The organism is Enterococcus salsurae, assembly GCF_054784955.1.
Genome location: NZ_BAAHWY010000002.1, coordinates 512,855 through 526,630 on the forward strand (window position 1 = coordinate 512,855; position 13,776 = coordinate 526,630).

General features: G+C 43.1%; 13 protein-coding genes. 1 reads left to right on the plus strand and 12 read right to left on the minus strand.

Annotation, left to right across the window (positions count from 1 at the left end; translation table 11 throughout):
• Nucleotides 1-6: 6 nt before the first annotated feature.
• Nucleotides 7-1,230, minus strand: coding sequence for an MFS transporter (locus tag ACYVRS_RS06710; RefSeq protein ID WP_312540485.1), 1,224 nt, complete (start codon nucleotides 1,228-1,230; stop codon nucleotides 7-9).
• 257 nt (nucleotides 1,231-1,487) lie between these two features.
• Here ACYVRS_RS06710 and ACYVRS_RS06715 point away from each other — a divergent pair, with 257 nt between their 5' ends.
• Entirely contained in the window at nucleotides 1,488-2,144 is a 657-nt protein-coding gene (locus tag ACYVRS_RS06715; RefSeq protein ID WP_054116133.1) for a Crp/Fnr family transcriptional regulator, read from the plus strand.
• Nucleotides 2,145-2,213: 69 nt separating this feature from the next.
• On the opposite strand, the gene ACYVRS_RS06720 is transcribed toward ACYVRS_RS06715, so the two are convergent.
• From ACYVRS_RS06720 to ACYVRS_RS06770, 11 genes are all read right to left on the minus strand, one after another.
• Entirely contained in the window at nucleotides 2,214-3,326 is a 1,113-nt protein-coding gene (locus ACYVRS_RS06720; protein WP_461203010.1) for a DUF2325 domain-containing protein, read from the minus strand.
• A 387-nt stretch (nucleotides 3,327-3,713) separates the two neighbouring features.
• The gene (locus tag ACYVRS_RS06725; RefSeq protein ID WP_312540483.1) at nucleotides 3,714-4,115 is read right to left on the minus strand and encodes an OsmC family protein; all 402 of its coding nucleotides are present in this window, start codon (nucleotides 4,113-4,115) and stop codon (nucleotides 3,714-3,716) included.
• The gene (locus tag ACYVRS_RS06730; RefSeq protein ID WP_312540481.1) at nucleotides 4,112-5,002 is read right to left on the minus strand and encodes an ATP-binding cassette domain-containing protein; all 891 of its coding nucleotides are present in this window, start codon (nucleotides 5,000-5,002) and stop codon (nucleotides 4,112-4,114) included. The genes ACYVRS_RS06725 and ACYVRS_RS06730 overlap by 4 nt, the downstream gene beginning before the upstream one ends.
• Complete coding sequence (locus ACYVRS_RS06735; RefSeq protein WP_312497437.1) at nucleotides 4,990-5,877, minus strand: ABC transporter ATP-binding protein; 888 nt, start codon at nucleotides 5,875-5,877, stop codon at nucleotides 4,990-4,992. Before ACYVRS_RS06735 ends, ACYVRS_RS06730 begins: the two co-directional genes overlap by 13 nt.
• A 2-nt stretch (nucleotides 5,878-5,879) precedes the next feature.
• Nucleotides 5,880-6,710 carry an ABC transporter permease gene (locus tag ACYVRS_RS06740; RefSeq protein ID WP_054116127.1) on the minus strand — a complete coding sequence of 277 codons (831 nt, stop codon included), beginning with the start codon at nucleotides 6,708-6,710 and terminating at the stop codon, nucleotides 5,880-5,882.
• The gene (locus tag ACYVRS_RS06745; protein ID WP_054116126.1) at nucleotides 6,710-7,669 is read right to left on the minus strand and encodes an ABC transporter permease; all 960 of its coding nucleotides are present in this window, start codon (nucleotides 7,667-7,669) and stop codon (nucleotides 6,710-6,712) included. The genes ACYVRS_RS06740 and ACYVRS_RS06745 overlap by 1 nt, the downstream gene beginning before the upstream one ends.
• 66 nt (nucleotides 7,670-7,735) lie before the next feature.
• Nucleotides 7,736-9,319 carry an ABC transporter substrate-binding protein gene (locus ACYVRS_RS06750; RefSeq protein ID WP_461203011.1) on the minus strand — a complete coding sequence of 528 codons (1,584 nt, stop codon included), beginning with the start codon at nucleotides 9,317-9,319 and terminating at the stop codon, nucleotides 7,736-7,738.
• Between the two features lie 14 nt (nucleotides 9,320-9,333).
• Nucleotides 9,334-10,161, minus strand: a complete 828-nt coding sequence (locus ACYVRS_RS06755; RefSeq protein ID WP_461203012.1) for a MetQ/NlpA family ABC transporter substrate-binding protein — start codon at nucleotides 10,159-10,161, stop codon at nucleotides 9,334-9,336.
• A 273-nt stretch (nucleotides 10,162-10,434) separates the two neighbouring features.
• A complete protein-coding gene (locus ACYVRS_RS06760) occupies nucleotides 10,435-11,529 on the minus strand; it encodes a PLP-dependent transferase (protein ID WP_461203013.1) in 1,095 nt (364 codons plus the stop codon).
• An 11-nt stretch (nucleotides 11,530-11,540) separates the two neighbouring features.
• Nucleotides 11,541-12,749 carry a MalY/PatB family protein gene (locus ACYVRS_RS06765; RefSeq protein ID WP_461203014.1) on the minus strand — a complete coding sequence of 403 codons (1,209 nt, stop codon included), beginning with the start codon at nucleotides 12,747-12,749 and terminating at the stop codon, nucleotides 11,541-11,543.
• Nucleotides 12,739-13,707, minus strand: coding sequence for a homoserine O-succinyltransferase (locus tag ACYVRS_RS06770; protein ID WP_312497432.1), 969 nt, complete (start codon nucleotides 13,705-13,707; stop codon nucleotides 12,739-12,741). Before ACYVRS_RS06770 ends, ACYVRS_RS06765 begins: the two co-directional genes overlap by 11 nt.
• Nucleotides 13,708-13,776 lie beyond the last annotated feature (69 nt).

The window sequence follows — 13,776 nt, forward strand, 5'->3', positions numbered from 1 at the left end:
TCAATTTTATTTTGATTCTTTGACTTGCTGTTCTAAGACACTTGCATTTTCAACAACATTTTTTGTTTTATAAAACAATTTGTACAAGACGATGACGACGACTGGAATCAAGCCGCACACGATATAAATTTGTGCATAGTTCAATAATCCGTGCAGACTACCTAATACATATGGACCGACCCCTAAGCCTAGATCCAAACCAATGAAGTAGGTTGATAAGGCCACCCCAATCCGATGAGGATCCACTTCTTTCAAACACACTGCTTGTCCGTTGGACATAAATGTACCGTAGCCTAATCCGACGAAACAACCGGCGATCAATAACATGGCGCTATTGCCTGTGATACTCAACAAAAACAAACCGAGTGTCAAAAAGATGAAACTTGGATACATCACAGCATCTGCCCCATGACGGTCAAACAATTTCCCAGTTGCTGGCCGTGTAAATGTGACAGACAATGCATAGACCACAAAGAAGAATGCCCCAGCAGTTTCTAGCCCTAGATCACTGGCATAGATCGATAAGAAGCTCAGGACACTTGAGTAAGCAAAGCCGATCAAAAAGCCGATCGCCGAAATAAAGAGAACTTTGGTTTCCACGAAAGATTTTAATGACCATTTCTTTAACTCAGCGGCATGCTCCGGCGTCAATGTAATATTCTCAACTGGAAAGGCGAAACAAGCAATCGCTGTGCCAATCGATAAGATCGTTGCCAGCCAGATGATAAATTGAAAGCCTAACGTTGGCAATAAGAGCATTCCGATAAATGGACCGACAGCGGCTGCCAAACTCGTGCTCAAGCCATAATAGTTGATCCCTTCTCCATGTTTAGACGCAGGGATATATGCTGTAACGATTGCGTTGGCGGCAGTAGACACTGTACCATAAGCAAATCCATTCAAAAAGCGAACCCCTTCTAAAATAAAGATATTTGATGAGATCAAATACGCAGCTGTCGTGATGACATAAAAAATAATTCCCCAGCGCAAAATCGCTTTGCGTCCTACCAATTCCAAAATTTTCCCAATATACAAACGGGCAATCAATGTCCCAATAATATAAATGCCGGCTGCCAATCCCGCTTGTGCAGTCGTTGCCCCTAATTCCTGCGTGGCGAATTTTGCCGTGATCACGACAAAACAATAATACACAAGAAATACAATAAAATTAATGATGGTAATCGTCACAAATCCCTTGTTAAATAATTTTTCGTTTTGACTTTCTTGCATGTGCTGCTTTCTCCTCCTTCGTTTTTGACCCGTATCCAGTAAAGATTTGATCCCTCCCATTACCCATTTGAATGACTTAACTATACTGAATATGAAATTTTCTGAAAATCACATTTGTTGCTGTAAAAGCACAATAACAAGAAACATTAACATTTGTTATTGCTTTTTGCTCTGAAATGTCTTTTAATAAAGCAAGAATATTAGAACTTTCAGATTTTTTTCAGAAAAAAGTCAATGATAGATGAGGAGCAGTTTGGGTGGATAAACAAATACTTAGTAGGTATCTTGAGAAAAAATCAATACCTGTTGTCATGCGCAAGAAAAAAAGCTATTTGACTTATGAAGGTATTCCTGACCGTTATGTCTATATCTTAAAAAAAGGCATTATCAAGACGAGTGTGGTGACCCATGAAGGTAGAGAATTCAACTTGCGCTATCTCAATGACTTCGAGATCGTTTCTCTTTTCAAGGATGAGTACTCGCAAGAAGTCGAAGCCCCCTTCAATGTCCGTGTAGAGTCGGAGGAAGCTGCATTATACAAAATCGTTCGCGATCAGTTTTGGACCGATGTCAACCATGATCGGCAGCTGCAAGATTATGTCAAAGAGTATTACCGTAAAAATTTGATGGATACGATGAAGAAAATGCAGCAAATGCTGATGAATGGTAAATATGGGGCTGTTTGTACACAAATCAATGAACTATACGAAACCTTTGGCGTCAAAACGGCGGATGGAGTCTTGATCGACTTTGAAGTCACCAATGAAGAAATCGCCCGTTTTTGCGGCATCACTTCGGCCAGTAGTGTCAATCGCATGATGCAGCGTTTGCGGGAAGCCGGCGCCTTGCAAAGTGTTGATCGCAAATTACTCGTGAAGAACATTGAGATGATCCGCGAAAATATTATTTATTGATGATGCGTATCAATTGATCAAACTGTTTCCCAAAAAAAATGACGCATGTCTGGATATTGCGACCATAACCTATGAATTGTTCTGAGGCAGTTTCTTTTTTAAAGAAGAAATTCTTTTCACAAATTGTTTTTTTCCACAATTCTTCGTAAAAGTATGAACAATTTCATACTTTTTGCATATATCTTTTGTTAGGTACATTGCTTCATGGCTAATAGCCTCTGTATAAACAACAACAATATCTGCTGACTTAATTTTAGCGACCATTGTTTGTCGTTTTTCGTGTCCTCTTAATCTTATAAAATTGCCTGACCGTTTTTCAATTTCTTCTTTGAGATAATCCGTTAAAGACGGATTTCCACCAACGGTCAAAATGTTTAGTCCTTCAAAGATTGGCAAGAAAGCTCTCCTTGCTTTCTTCGGAGATATTCGTTTACTCGCTGCTTTGTGGCTTTGTTCTTCGATAATAGGAAAAGGATCTACTTTATGTTTCCACAAGACACACCCTAACATCACATCATCAGGATGACACACATAATCAATGATGTCTCCTTCTTTCAAGTTAAACTGATCAATGTCATTATCTTTTAATAAAATAGTTGTTGGAAAATCTTCTTGAGGTCTCGATAATTCGATATAAAGTCTTTTAAGATCGAGATGTTTTTTGATGGCAATACCAGTAATCTCTTCTCTTTTTTCGATTGATTGATTCGGGTTTTTTTTAAGCAATCGATAGGTATAATAAGGTTTATTTTTGACAGTTTTCAAATATGTTGCTTCTACTAAGTCATCATTATGGAAGTCCATTTGCCGGCAGATGGATTCCGGTACATATAATTCTTTTTTTGTGTGAACCGTTCCTCCGCGGAGCATTCTATGAAATATACCATGAATAATATTTCCATCATCTAGTATTTTTTCTTGGAATCGCTCTTTGGTCTTTTTGATGACAGATTGTTCTGTTTCAGACTTTTTTGTTTGTTCAATCTTCTTAAGAGGGAACGTTTCATTTTTCTCTTCTTTTTTTGCAGCGCTTTCAAAAAAGACACCTTTGCTTACTGCTTTTAAGATATTTATTTGACTTTCAAGAACCTCTGAGACATGGAACAGATTTTTTGAATCCAGATTTTTCAAGACCTCTATCATTTCTTCCTTTACTAATGCTATCATTGTCTCTTTTCTCACGCTTTCTCCTCCAATCACTCCGTAACTTGTTTATTCAGGCAAACGACTCATTTGTTAAAAACCGAAAAAATATCACAAAAACAAATATATCCATGCACAAAATACTTTATTTTAACTATATTTTACCTAATTTCAATTTTTACGCAAGTAACAAATTGCGAAATCATCCTAATAGGGATGATGATATATGTAAAAAAAGACGGCACCAATTTCCATACTTTAGGAATTTGATGTCGCCTTTTACATGTATAAAAAACTTCTCATTTAGGATCATAGTGAATCCCATATAAAATTCAGCAAACAATCAACACTTTTGTTGCGGCTACTTCGACTATCAAGCTGCTAAAACGTCTCGTGTCATCAGCCCTATCCATGTTTATTTAAGACTTAAACAAACGCCACAGTTTCCGTCACCTTGATCGCTGGGTCTAACGATTGGATCACCGGGCAATTGGGTGAGATCAATTTCAAGCAGCGAATGGCTTTTTCTTGGTCCGCTTCTGCAACTTTAGCTGTAAACTTGATTTGGATGGCACTGACGGGCTCGGCTTTTTTCTCAGGATCCCGGTCATAACTGACTTCGATTTTGCTGATTTGCGCCTCAACTTTAGAGTTTTCCAACACAGAACGGTAGACATAACCGCCACAAGCTGCTACAGCGCTGACCAGCATTTGCACTGGAGAATAGCCTTGTTCTCTGGCTAGGATCCAGTTGCCAGTAGGCGTCTGCATTTCAAATTTGTCGTTTTCATTTCTACCATCATGAATCGTTAATGTTTCGACTGTCATTGTTTTTCTCTCCTTACATAGTGTCCCTCTGCGACTTCGATCCATTCGAAATGCGCAGACAACTGAATACTTTGATTGATTTCTGGTTGAATCATCGCAGCTCGTGCCAACACTGGATCTGCGATCGGTGCTGCCGCTAACAACTTCTTGGTATACGGATGTTGTGGATTTTCAAACAGTTGCGCTGTGGGTGCCAACTCGACCAATTTTCCTTGATACATGACTGCTGTCCGGTCACTGATATGACGAATCACAGATAAGTCATGGGAAATAAACAGATAGGACAATGAAAATTCTTTTTGCAGCTGCAGCAATAACTGAATGATCTGGGCTTGAATCGACACATCTAACGCAGATGTAGGTTCATCACATAAGACAAATGCCGGTCGATTGACGACTGCCCGTGCAATCCCAATACGTTGCCGTTGTCCGCCGCTAAAACTTCTCGGCAGCTTATGCACATCTTCTCCTGTGATGCCTACGATTGCAAGAATTTCTTTGGCTTTCGCCGTTGCGGCTTCCTTGCTGTCGGTCAACAAAGGCTCCATCACCAACTCCAAAGCTGTCATCCGTGGATTCAAGGATGAATAAGGATCCTGGAAAATGACTTGCATGGCTTGATAGGCTGCTTTTTGTTCACTTTTCGATAACGTCGCAAGATCCTGCCCTTCGAAATAGACTTTACCTGATGTGAGCTGTTCCAAATGAAGCATACTGCGCCCTAATGTTGTTTTGCCACTACCAGACTCTCCCACCAAACCTAGTGTTTCGCCACGATGGATCGTCAATGACACATCCTCTACAGCTCGGACTTCTTGGAGGACCCCGCGCCAATTTTTGCTGCGAAAGGTTTTACTGGCATGTTCTACGCGAATCAATTCTTCCATTTTGCTGCCTCCTGACTCAACCACACCCGATGTGTTGGACTCAATTCTTGTTTGATCAAGGTCTCTGGTAAGACCTCATGATAATCAAAGATTTTCAATTCGGCCTGTTTGTCCCCTAAATGCGCAGCTTGCAGCAATTGTTTGGTATAGGGATGGGCAGGCTGATAAAAAATATCTTCAGTCGTGCCTTCTTCCACTACGCGTCCTTGATACATCACTTTGATATAATCACACATCCCAGCAACAACGCCAAAATCATGGGTGACCAAGACCACAGACAATTGATTTTCTTTTTGCAAGTTTTTGATCAGTGCCAAGATTTGGGCTTGGATCGTTACATCTAATGCCGTCGTTGGTTCATCCGCGATCAACAATTCTGGTTGGGCCAGCAATGCCATCGCGATCATCACCCGCTGCCGCATTCCCCCAGACAATTCATGGGGATATTGTTTCATTCGTTGTGCAGGTGATGGAATCCCCACTTTGGTCAATTCCTGGATTGCTGCAGTTTGGGCCGCTTTCTTACTGATCGATCGATTGCGGCGAATAACTTCGACTAAATGATAGCCAATCGTTCGCAGCGGGTTCAAGGAGGTCATCGGATCTTGAAAAATCATCGCGATCGGCAATTTCCGACGATTGCTGATGGCTTGCCCATCAAATTCATAATGGTCAAACTGATCACTGACATGTTCGGGCAAGAGGTCCATCACACTTTTCATGGTCATACTTTTGCCACTGCCTGATTCGCCCACGATCCCCACCACTTGCCCTTTGGGGATCGACAGGTCAACATCTTTGACCAACTGTTTTTGGCCTTGCTTATTACTGAAGGTGACCGAAAGGCCTTTGATCGATAATAATTCCTTTGTCATGGTCACACCTCTCTTTGAAGGACATGTTTGATCATGTCGCCAATATTATTGAAAGAATAAATGGTAAAAATCACGAATAACCCTGGTAAGATTGCCATATACGGTGCCCGTTGCAAGCTGTTTTGGGCGTTTTGCAACAGACTGCCCCACGAGGCCATAGGCTGCTGAATCCCCAGACCAAGGAAACTTAAGGCAGATTCAGTCATGATGGCACTGGAAATACTGGCAGAAGCCGCCACGATCAGGGTTGGTAAGACTGCCGGGAAGATATGTTTAAATATAATACTGATGGCGGAACGACCGATAAATTTGCCATAGGCAACATACTCTCGCTCTTTGGCCGCCAATGTTTCCCCACGGATCAAGCGGGCGATGCTCATCCATGAAAAACCGCCGATCACAATGATGATCGTGGTCAAACCAGGACGCAAAAAGACACTTAATACGATCACAAGAACCAACCATGGAATCGAGGAAAGAACATCCACGATCCGCATCAATAGACTGTCGATCCAGCCACCGAAATACCCTGCTGTCAGTCCTACCAGCGTTCCGATACACGTCGCAGTGATCATCGCCAAAACCCCAACGAATAAGGAGACACGGCCGCCATAGACCACACGGATAAAGTAATCTCTCCCCACTTCATCGGTCCCAAATAAGTGAGTCCAACTTGGGGGTTGTGACATATTGCTGACATCCGTAGCATTGGGATCAATGGGAATCAACGGCGCCGCCAAGGATAGGATGATCAGTAATGTCAAAAAGATCACTGAAAACAGATAGACAGGAGAAGACAGGATCGTTCTTCTCATTGCTTTTAATCGTTGCATTATTTGCTGCCCCCTTTACGGATCCGAGGATCAACCACCGAGTATAATACATCGGCCAGTAAATTCCCCATGATGACCAGGGTTGCAGATAGCAGCATGATGGCCATGATCACAGGATAATCTAAACTTTTGGTCGCACTCATCAAGTATGGCCCAACACCTGGCCAGCCATAAATCGTTTCGGTAATAATCGCACCAGTGACCAGCATCGGCAAAGCCAAGCCAATCTGTGTCACGACTGGAATCAAGATATTACGGCTGATATGCCGGCTGAAAATCTGCCATTTACTGGCATGAAAAGCTTGCTGAACCATGACGTAGTCTTCTGAAACTTGTTGTGTTGCTGAAGCGCGAATATATCTCGTCAAGTCAGGGAAAAAAGCCACTGTCAATGTGACATAGGGCAAGATAAAGTGCTGAATAAAATCACCAAAATCTCCTTCTTTGCCCACCGTATGCATCCCGATGATCGGAAACATATTCAGCAGATAACCGAACACATAAATCAAGATCATGGCAAACCAAAAAGTTGGTACCGCAATGCCCAGAGAAGCAATGGCATCAATGATCCGATCCCAGATTTTCCCTTTATTGGCTGCTGCCAATAAACCTAAAAGAATGGCTAAGATCAATGCAGTCAAATAAGCCGGCAAGACCAGACGAATCGTGTTCGGGATCCGCGTAGCCAATTCGGAGGAGATACTATTTTGAGAAACCAGGGAAAATCCTAGATTTCCGGTGAAGATATTTTTGATCCATAGGAAATATTGGACCAAGAATGGTTGATCCAACCCATAACGTTGACGCAGCAAGTCGACTTGCTCTTGCGTCATGTTGGGCGTCGTGATCGAGTCGATCACGTCATACGGTGCGATATGTATGAGAGAAAACACAATAAACGATATCACGAAAAGCAAGGGGATCGCTTGCAAGATTCGTTTGGCAATATATTGGAACATGACAGACCTACTTTCTTGTTCATCAAAAAAAGGCTGTGATAAACACGCTTTATCACAGCCAATGGATTACTTGATCGTCAATTTAGACATATCTTCGAAAGTGTAGATTGGGATCAAAGATGCGTCCTCTACATTTCCGATTCGGTTATTGACCGCTAAAATTTTCTTGTTGTCAACGATTGGATAAATGATGGCTTCATCTGCAATAACTTGTTGTAATTCATCATATAGATCCGCCCGTTTGTCAGCGTCTAGCTCTACAGCAGCTTCTGCAAACAACGTATCGATCGATTCAATGTTGGCTTGGAAGTAGTTAGAACCACCACCTGTCGTAAATAGACGCGCATACAAATCAGGATCATTCCCCATGATATAACCGCCAAGGAATAGATTGTATTTGGTTGAGTCCGCTTTTTTCAATTCAGTGAAAATCGCTGTGCCATCGCCACCTTCAAGATTGACTGTGATGCCAGCTTGTTGCAACTGTTGTTGGATCAATGTCGCCTGGATCGTTTGTGCTGGATCTGTCGATGTGAAGGCGATGTTCAGTGTTAAATCTGATACGCCTGCTTCTTGTAACAGTTCTTTGGCTTTATCGACATTGGTGTCATATTTTTCCACATCTTCTGTGACATATGGATTATTTGGCGGTAAGAATGAGTATGGTGTGGCATAATACTCGTCACTCAAATACGCCCCTTGATTCAATTCATCTTTGTTCAAGGCATATAACACGGCTTGACGGACTTTGACATCTTTCAATTCATCAGTATTGGTGTTCAAGCCTAAGTAACCGATCCGGTTTTCGGTGTATGGATAGACTGTGATTTGAGAATCGTCTAAATCTTCAATATCAGAAGGCAAGACCACCGCTGCATCAACTTCACCTTTTTGCAAGGCCACTTTTGCTGTATCGGTACTTTCAATGATTCGCAACGTCACATTTTTGATCGATGGCGCACCTTCAAAGTAGTTTTCATTGGCTTCAAAGGTGAAGTATTCGCCACGTTTGTATTCTTTTAATTTATATGGACCGGTACCTACTGGTGATTCAGGCAATTCTGCCACTGAAAAATCCGTTACATCTTTATAGATATGTTCAGGAATAATGTATGTTTCAGTCGCGATATTGCTGACTGCGGAAGCGCTTGGTGAAGGCAATACAAATTTCACCGTGTAGTCATCGACTTTTTCGATCGAGATCGGCTGATCGTCAACCCATAATGAATCCGCATTGCCGTTCTCTTTTTTGACTTTTTGTTCGTAAGTGAAGACCACATCATCTGCGGTAAAGTCTTCGCCATCAGACCATTTGATGTCTTGTTTCAATTTAACAGTCACAGATAGACCATCATCAGCAGCTTCAACCGAATCTGCCAAAACATTTTTCGTTGTGCCATCTGCTTCAACTGCAACTAAAGGTGAATAAATCATGTTCGTTACAGTCAATCCCCAGCGGTCACTGGTATTGATTGGGTTTGTTGATGAAGGATCGCCACTGATCGCATAAGTGAATGTTGAATCATCTGCTGCTGCAGTGGTTGAACTATTTGTCGTTTCATCCGTACTATTTGAAAAACCACAAGCTGCGAGCGCGAATCCCAACCCGATCACAGCGATACTTGCTAAACCTTTTTTCCAATTTTTCATATCCATCCTACTTCCTATTCCCATACAGGTATACTCGATTTTTTTGTTACATCCTCTATAATTGCTTTGACTTCATCCGTCTGATAATACTTGACGACCGTTTGATAGACTTCGTTGTCTTTTTCATCCGCACGCGCGGCGATCACATTGTAATATGGTTGAGAAGAATCTGCCACTGGTTCCAGATAAATCGCATCTTCTGTCGGGATCAAGCCGGCATCTACGGCCATACCATTGTTGATCAGTGAAATATCGACATCCGTCAATGCCCGAGCGGTTTGATTGGCATCCAACAATTCGAAATTCAGTTGTTTCGGATTATCCGTCACATCGCTGGTTGTAGGCAATAACCCTTTGTCTGCATCTAAAGTGATCAAGCCAGCTGTTTGCAGCAACAAGAGCGCGCGACTTTCGTTGGATACATCATTGGGCAATGCCACTGTTGCGCCATCCGCTAACGCACTGATATCGCTGATTTTCTCCGAATAAATCCCCAACGGATTCAATGTCGTATAAGCAATAGTCGTATTTGAATAGCCGCTTTCTTCATTGACATTGTCCATGAAGATCTCTGTCAAGGCAGCATGCAAATCGATGGAGCTATCTTCTAGCGCCACGATGGGCTGCCGATAATCGGTAAATTTAACGAGTTGCAAATCAATATGTTCTTTTTCTTTCAATTCTTCTTGAACATGTTCCCACGCTTCATTTTGCTCTCCGACAACACCCAATTTGACCACTGTTGTTTCCTCTGCTGCATTACTGTTGCCGCAGGCCGCCAGTGCCCCAATCGTCAATAAGCTAACCAAGCCGATCGACAAATGAACCGAATATTTTTTCATCTTCCTTTTATCCCCTTTTGTTCCCTCCTCAGATCAGCCAATTGCCTTGAACGAATGTCGCAATGGCAACTAGACCAATTGCCGACATCCGCATCTATTCGCCTTGCCTTTCTTCAAACAATCGATTGAAGAGCCACAGTACGTACGCAAAGACATCGGAATGACCATTCATATGTAGTGTAACTTTATCCTATACAACTGAAACTGTCAATAAAATCACTTCATATTAAATGGACCATTTTTTGGCATATACCGAACTGATCTTTGATCGGTTTATTGAAACACGTGCAACGCTTGTTCTAAATCATTGATCAAGTCTTGCGGATTTTCGATCCCGATCGAAATCCGCAACAAATCCGGCGTCAGACCATATGATTCCCGTAATTCTTTCGGGATATCAGCATGGGTCTGGGTCGTTGGATAGGTGATCAGACTTTCTACACCTCCTAAACTTTCAGCAAATGTAAATACCGTTAATGCCCGCAAAAAGGCACTGATTTTCTCCGCATCATGGACACGGATACTGATCATGGCACCAGCTTCTGGATAAAGCACATCTTTGACCAGTGGATGGTCTTTCAAGTAGGCGACGATCGCCTTGGCATTGGTTTCTTGTTTTTCAAAACGCAGCGGCAAGGTCTTTAAGCTGCGGATGAATAACCACGTATCGAAACTGCTCAATGTAGGTCCTGACGTATTGGCAAGAAAATAGAGTCTTTCCCCTAATGTCTGCGTCTTCGCCACGACGACGCCCGCCAAAATATCATTGTGTCCAGACAAAAACTTGGTGCCGGAATGGATCACGATATCCGCCCCTTCTGTTAAAGGCAGTTGTCGTAAAGGCGTCAAAAAGGTATTATCGACGATCAGCAGTGCCTCATATCGGTGGGCAACCTCCGCCGTTGATGCAATATCTGTGATCGTCATCAACGGATTGGTCGGTGTTTCCAGAAACACCGCTGTTAAACCAGGCGCGGCTTTTGCAGCCAATTCTTCGATTGAACTGAAGGTATCAAACGTGGCGATTTGGCGCTTCTCCAATTCATCAAAGTAACGAAAGCTGCCGCCGTAAAGATCACGGGAAACTAAGAAGCGACTACCGCTAGGAAACAAGTCAAAGATCAAGGCAATCGCGCTCATGCCTGAACTGGTCACCACCGCTTTCGCCCCTTTTTCCAACTTGGCAAGGCCGTCTTCCAAAATATCCCGCGTAGGATTTTTGGTGCGGGTGTAATCATACCCCGTACTTTGACCGAGTTCTGGATGGGCAAACGTCGTAGATAAATAGATGGGGGCACTGATTGCGCCGGTTTGTTTGTCTGAACGATTGCCTAGCTGTGCAAGAAATGTTGCTGTATCAATTGTCATGGGTATCCTCCTCAAATGTCTGTTGTTTGTATCTGTTGTTTGTATCTGTTGATAGATCGAATCAATTGATCTAACGCTGCTGCAATGATCGCCGGTGTTGTCGCAAGATTCAGACGAATAAAACCAGCATATGCTTGTGAGAACCACGCCCCATAATCAACGGCCAATCCTGCCTCGTCTTGCACCAGTTGTTTGAGATTGTCTATGCCTAATCCGCGCATGTCGATCCATAACAAGTATGTTCCTTCAAGTGGCGCTGTCTGCACTTCTGGTACCGCTTGTCGCAAACCATGTGCCACAGTCTCCGCATTTTGTGCCACGATGGCCAAAATATGTTCAAGCCATTCATCTCCATGTTGATAGGCGGCTTTGGCGGCGGTCAACCCAAAGATATTGACTTCTGTCTGTTTGTATTGTTTGGCCCATGCATCGTATCGCTGCTGGAGTGTTTCACTTGGCAGCCAGATATGCGAGTGCAGCAAACCGGCTAAATTAAAGGTTTTTGATGGCGAATTGACCACGATCACGCCTTCAAAATCTAGGGATGCCGCAACGGTCATTGCAGATACAAATCGATGGCCCGGTAGAATCAAATCACCATGGATCTCATCTGCGATCACCAGCACCTGGTATTTTTGGCAGATCGCCAGCAACTGTTTGATCTCATCTGCATACCAGACCCGTCCTGCCGGATTATGGGGCGAACAGAAGATAAATAGTTTCACCGATTCTTCTTTGATTTTGCGTTCAAAGGCGTCAAAATCAATTTGGTATGTATCGCCTTGTGCTTGTAATGGTGCTTCGATGATTCGCCGTTTGGTATCTTTGATACTATCGAAAAACGGATAGTACACAGGGGGCTGGATCAAAATCGCATCTCCCGCTTTTGTGAAACAATGAAGCAAATCATACAATGATTGGACCACTCCTGTGGAAAACCTTAGCCAATCCTCCTGGAACGACGTTTGCCAATGTCGCTCTTGCCAGCCTTGATACGCGGCGACATAATCCTTGGGCACGATGCTGTATCCAAATGCCCCTTGCGCGACACGGCGATGCAATGCCTCGGTCACAGCAGCAGGTACTGCAAAGTCCATATCTGCCACCCACAATGGCAGCAAATCTTTGCCGTCAAATCGTTGGTCCACCAGATCCCACTTCAATGAATCGGTCTGCGTCCGTTGACGTGCATATTCTGAAATAAAGCTGTCAGTCGTCATTGATATGCGCTCTCCCCTCCAATTCACTGCCAATCCGATAGCCTTCTTTGGTCGGTTTGATGGTCAGATCGTATGGTGTCCGTTGATAGGTTTCATTGATCCAATTGCTAAAGAACAGTGAGGCATGTCCACGCCAGCGATTGGTGATTTTACCACCTAAATGATCGTTCGCAAAATAGTGGCTAGGTAACGCTGTATCTAATCCCCGTTCCATGTCTCGCAAATATTCTTCATTCAACGTGGTGGTATGGTATTCAAAATGCCCCAGCAAAAAAACATTTTTATGATTCTCAGAAACAAACATGGTCGGTCCTGTTTCTCGGCCAGCTGCCAATACTTCTAGTGGTAGTTGTGGCAGCTTGGTTTCATCAATTCCCGTATAGCGCGAGTGGGGTGTGTAGAAAACATCGTCAAACCCACGAACCAATGGATGAAAATGGGTGACTTCTTGTTCAAAGACACCAAATAGTTTTTGCGGATACCTGACTTTATCGATGCCATAATGGTAATAAAGTCCAGCTTGTGCCCCCCAGCAAATATGCAAGACTGACGTACAGTTGGTTTGGCTCCAGGCCATGATTTCTTGTAATTCTTGCCAATAATCAATGGCTTCAAAAGGCATTTTTTCTACAGGCGCCCCAGTGATGATCAAGCCATCGAAGCGTTGCTGCTGGATCACAGAAAATGCTTCATAGAATTTTTCCATATGGTTCAAGGAGGTATTCTTACTTTCATGGTCGGCCATTTTTAATAACGTGACCTCGATTTGCAACGGGCTTTGGGAAAGCAGGCGCAACAGTTGGTTTTCAGTAGCGATTTTTTGCGGCATCAAATTGACGATGGCGATTTTTAAAGGACGTATCTCTTGCTGCGCTGCTTTGTGCTGCAATAAAGCGAAGACATTCTCTTTTTGCAGGACCGTCGCGGCTGGCAACTCTTTGGGAATAATGATCGGCATTTCTTTCTCTCCTTTTGCTTTGATGGTGCATTTCTTATGGGGGAGATATTTTGATCGATCGCGCGAACA

What these genes read in the sequence shown, in the direction of transcription:
- ACYVRS_RS06710 (WP_312540485.1), bottom strand. Translation starts at nt 1,230, where the DNA reads ATGCAAGAAAGTCAAAACGAAAAATTATTTAACAAGGGATTTGTGACG.
- ACYVRS_RS06725 (WP_312540483.1), bottom strand. Translation starts at nt 4,115, where the DNA reads ATGACAGTCGAAACATTAACGATTCATGATGGTAGAAATGAAAACGAC.
- ACYVRS_RS06730 (WP_312540481.1), bottom strand. Translation starts at nt 5,002, where the DNA reads ATGGAAGAATTGATTCGCGTAGAACATGCCAGTAAAACCTTTCGCAGC.
- ACYVRS_RS06735 (WP_312497437.1), bottom strand. Translation starts at nt 5,877, where the DNA reads ATGACAAAGGAATTATTATCGATCAAAGGCCTTTCGGTCACCTTCAGT.
- ACYVRS_RS06740 (WP_054116127.1), bottom strand. Translation starts at nt 6,710, where the DNA reads ATGCAACGATTAAAAGCAATGAGAAGAACGATCCTGTCTTCTCCTGTC.
- ACYVRS_RS06745 (WP_054116126.1), bottom strand. Translation starts at nt 7,669, where the DNA reads ATGTTCCAATATATTGCCAAACGAATCTTGCAAGCGATCCCCTTGCTT.
- ACYVRS_RS06750 (WP_461203011.1), bottom strand. Translation starts at nt 9,319, where the DNA reads ATGAAAAATTGGAAAAAAGGTTTAGCAAGTATCGCTGTGATCGGGTTG.
- ACYVRS_RS06755 (WP_461203012.1), bottom strand. Translation starts at nt 10,161, where the DNA reads ATGAAAAAATATTCGGTTCATTTGTCGATCGGCTTGGTTAGCTTATTG.
- ACYVRS_RS06760 (WP_461203013.1), bottom strand. Translation starts at nt 11,529, where the DNA reads ATGACAATTGATACAGCAACATTTCTTGCACAGCTAGGCAATCGTTCA.
- ACYVRS_RS06765 (WP_461203014.1), bottom strand. Translation starts at nt 12,749, where the DNA reads ATGACGACTGACAGCTTTATTTCAGAATATGCACGTCAACGGACGCAG.
- ACYVRS_RS06770 (WP_312497432.1), bottom strand. Translation starts at nt 13,707, where the DNA reads ATGCCGATCATTATTCCCAAAGAGTTGCCAGCCGCGACGGTCCTGCAA.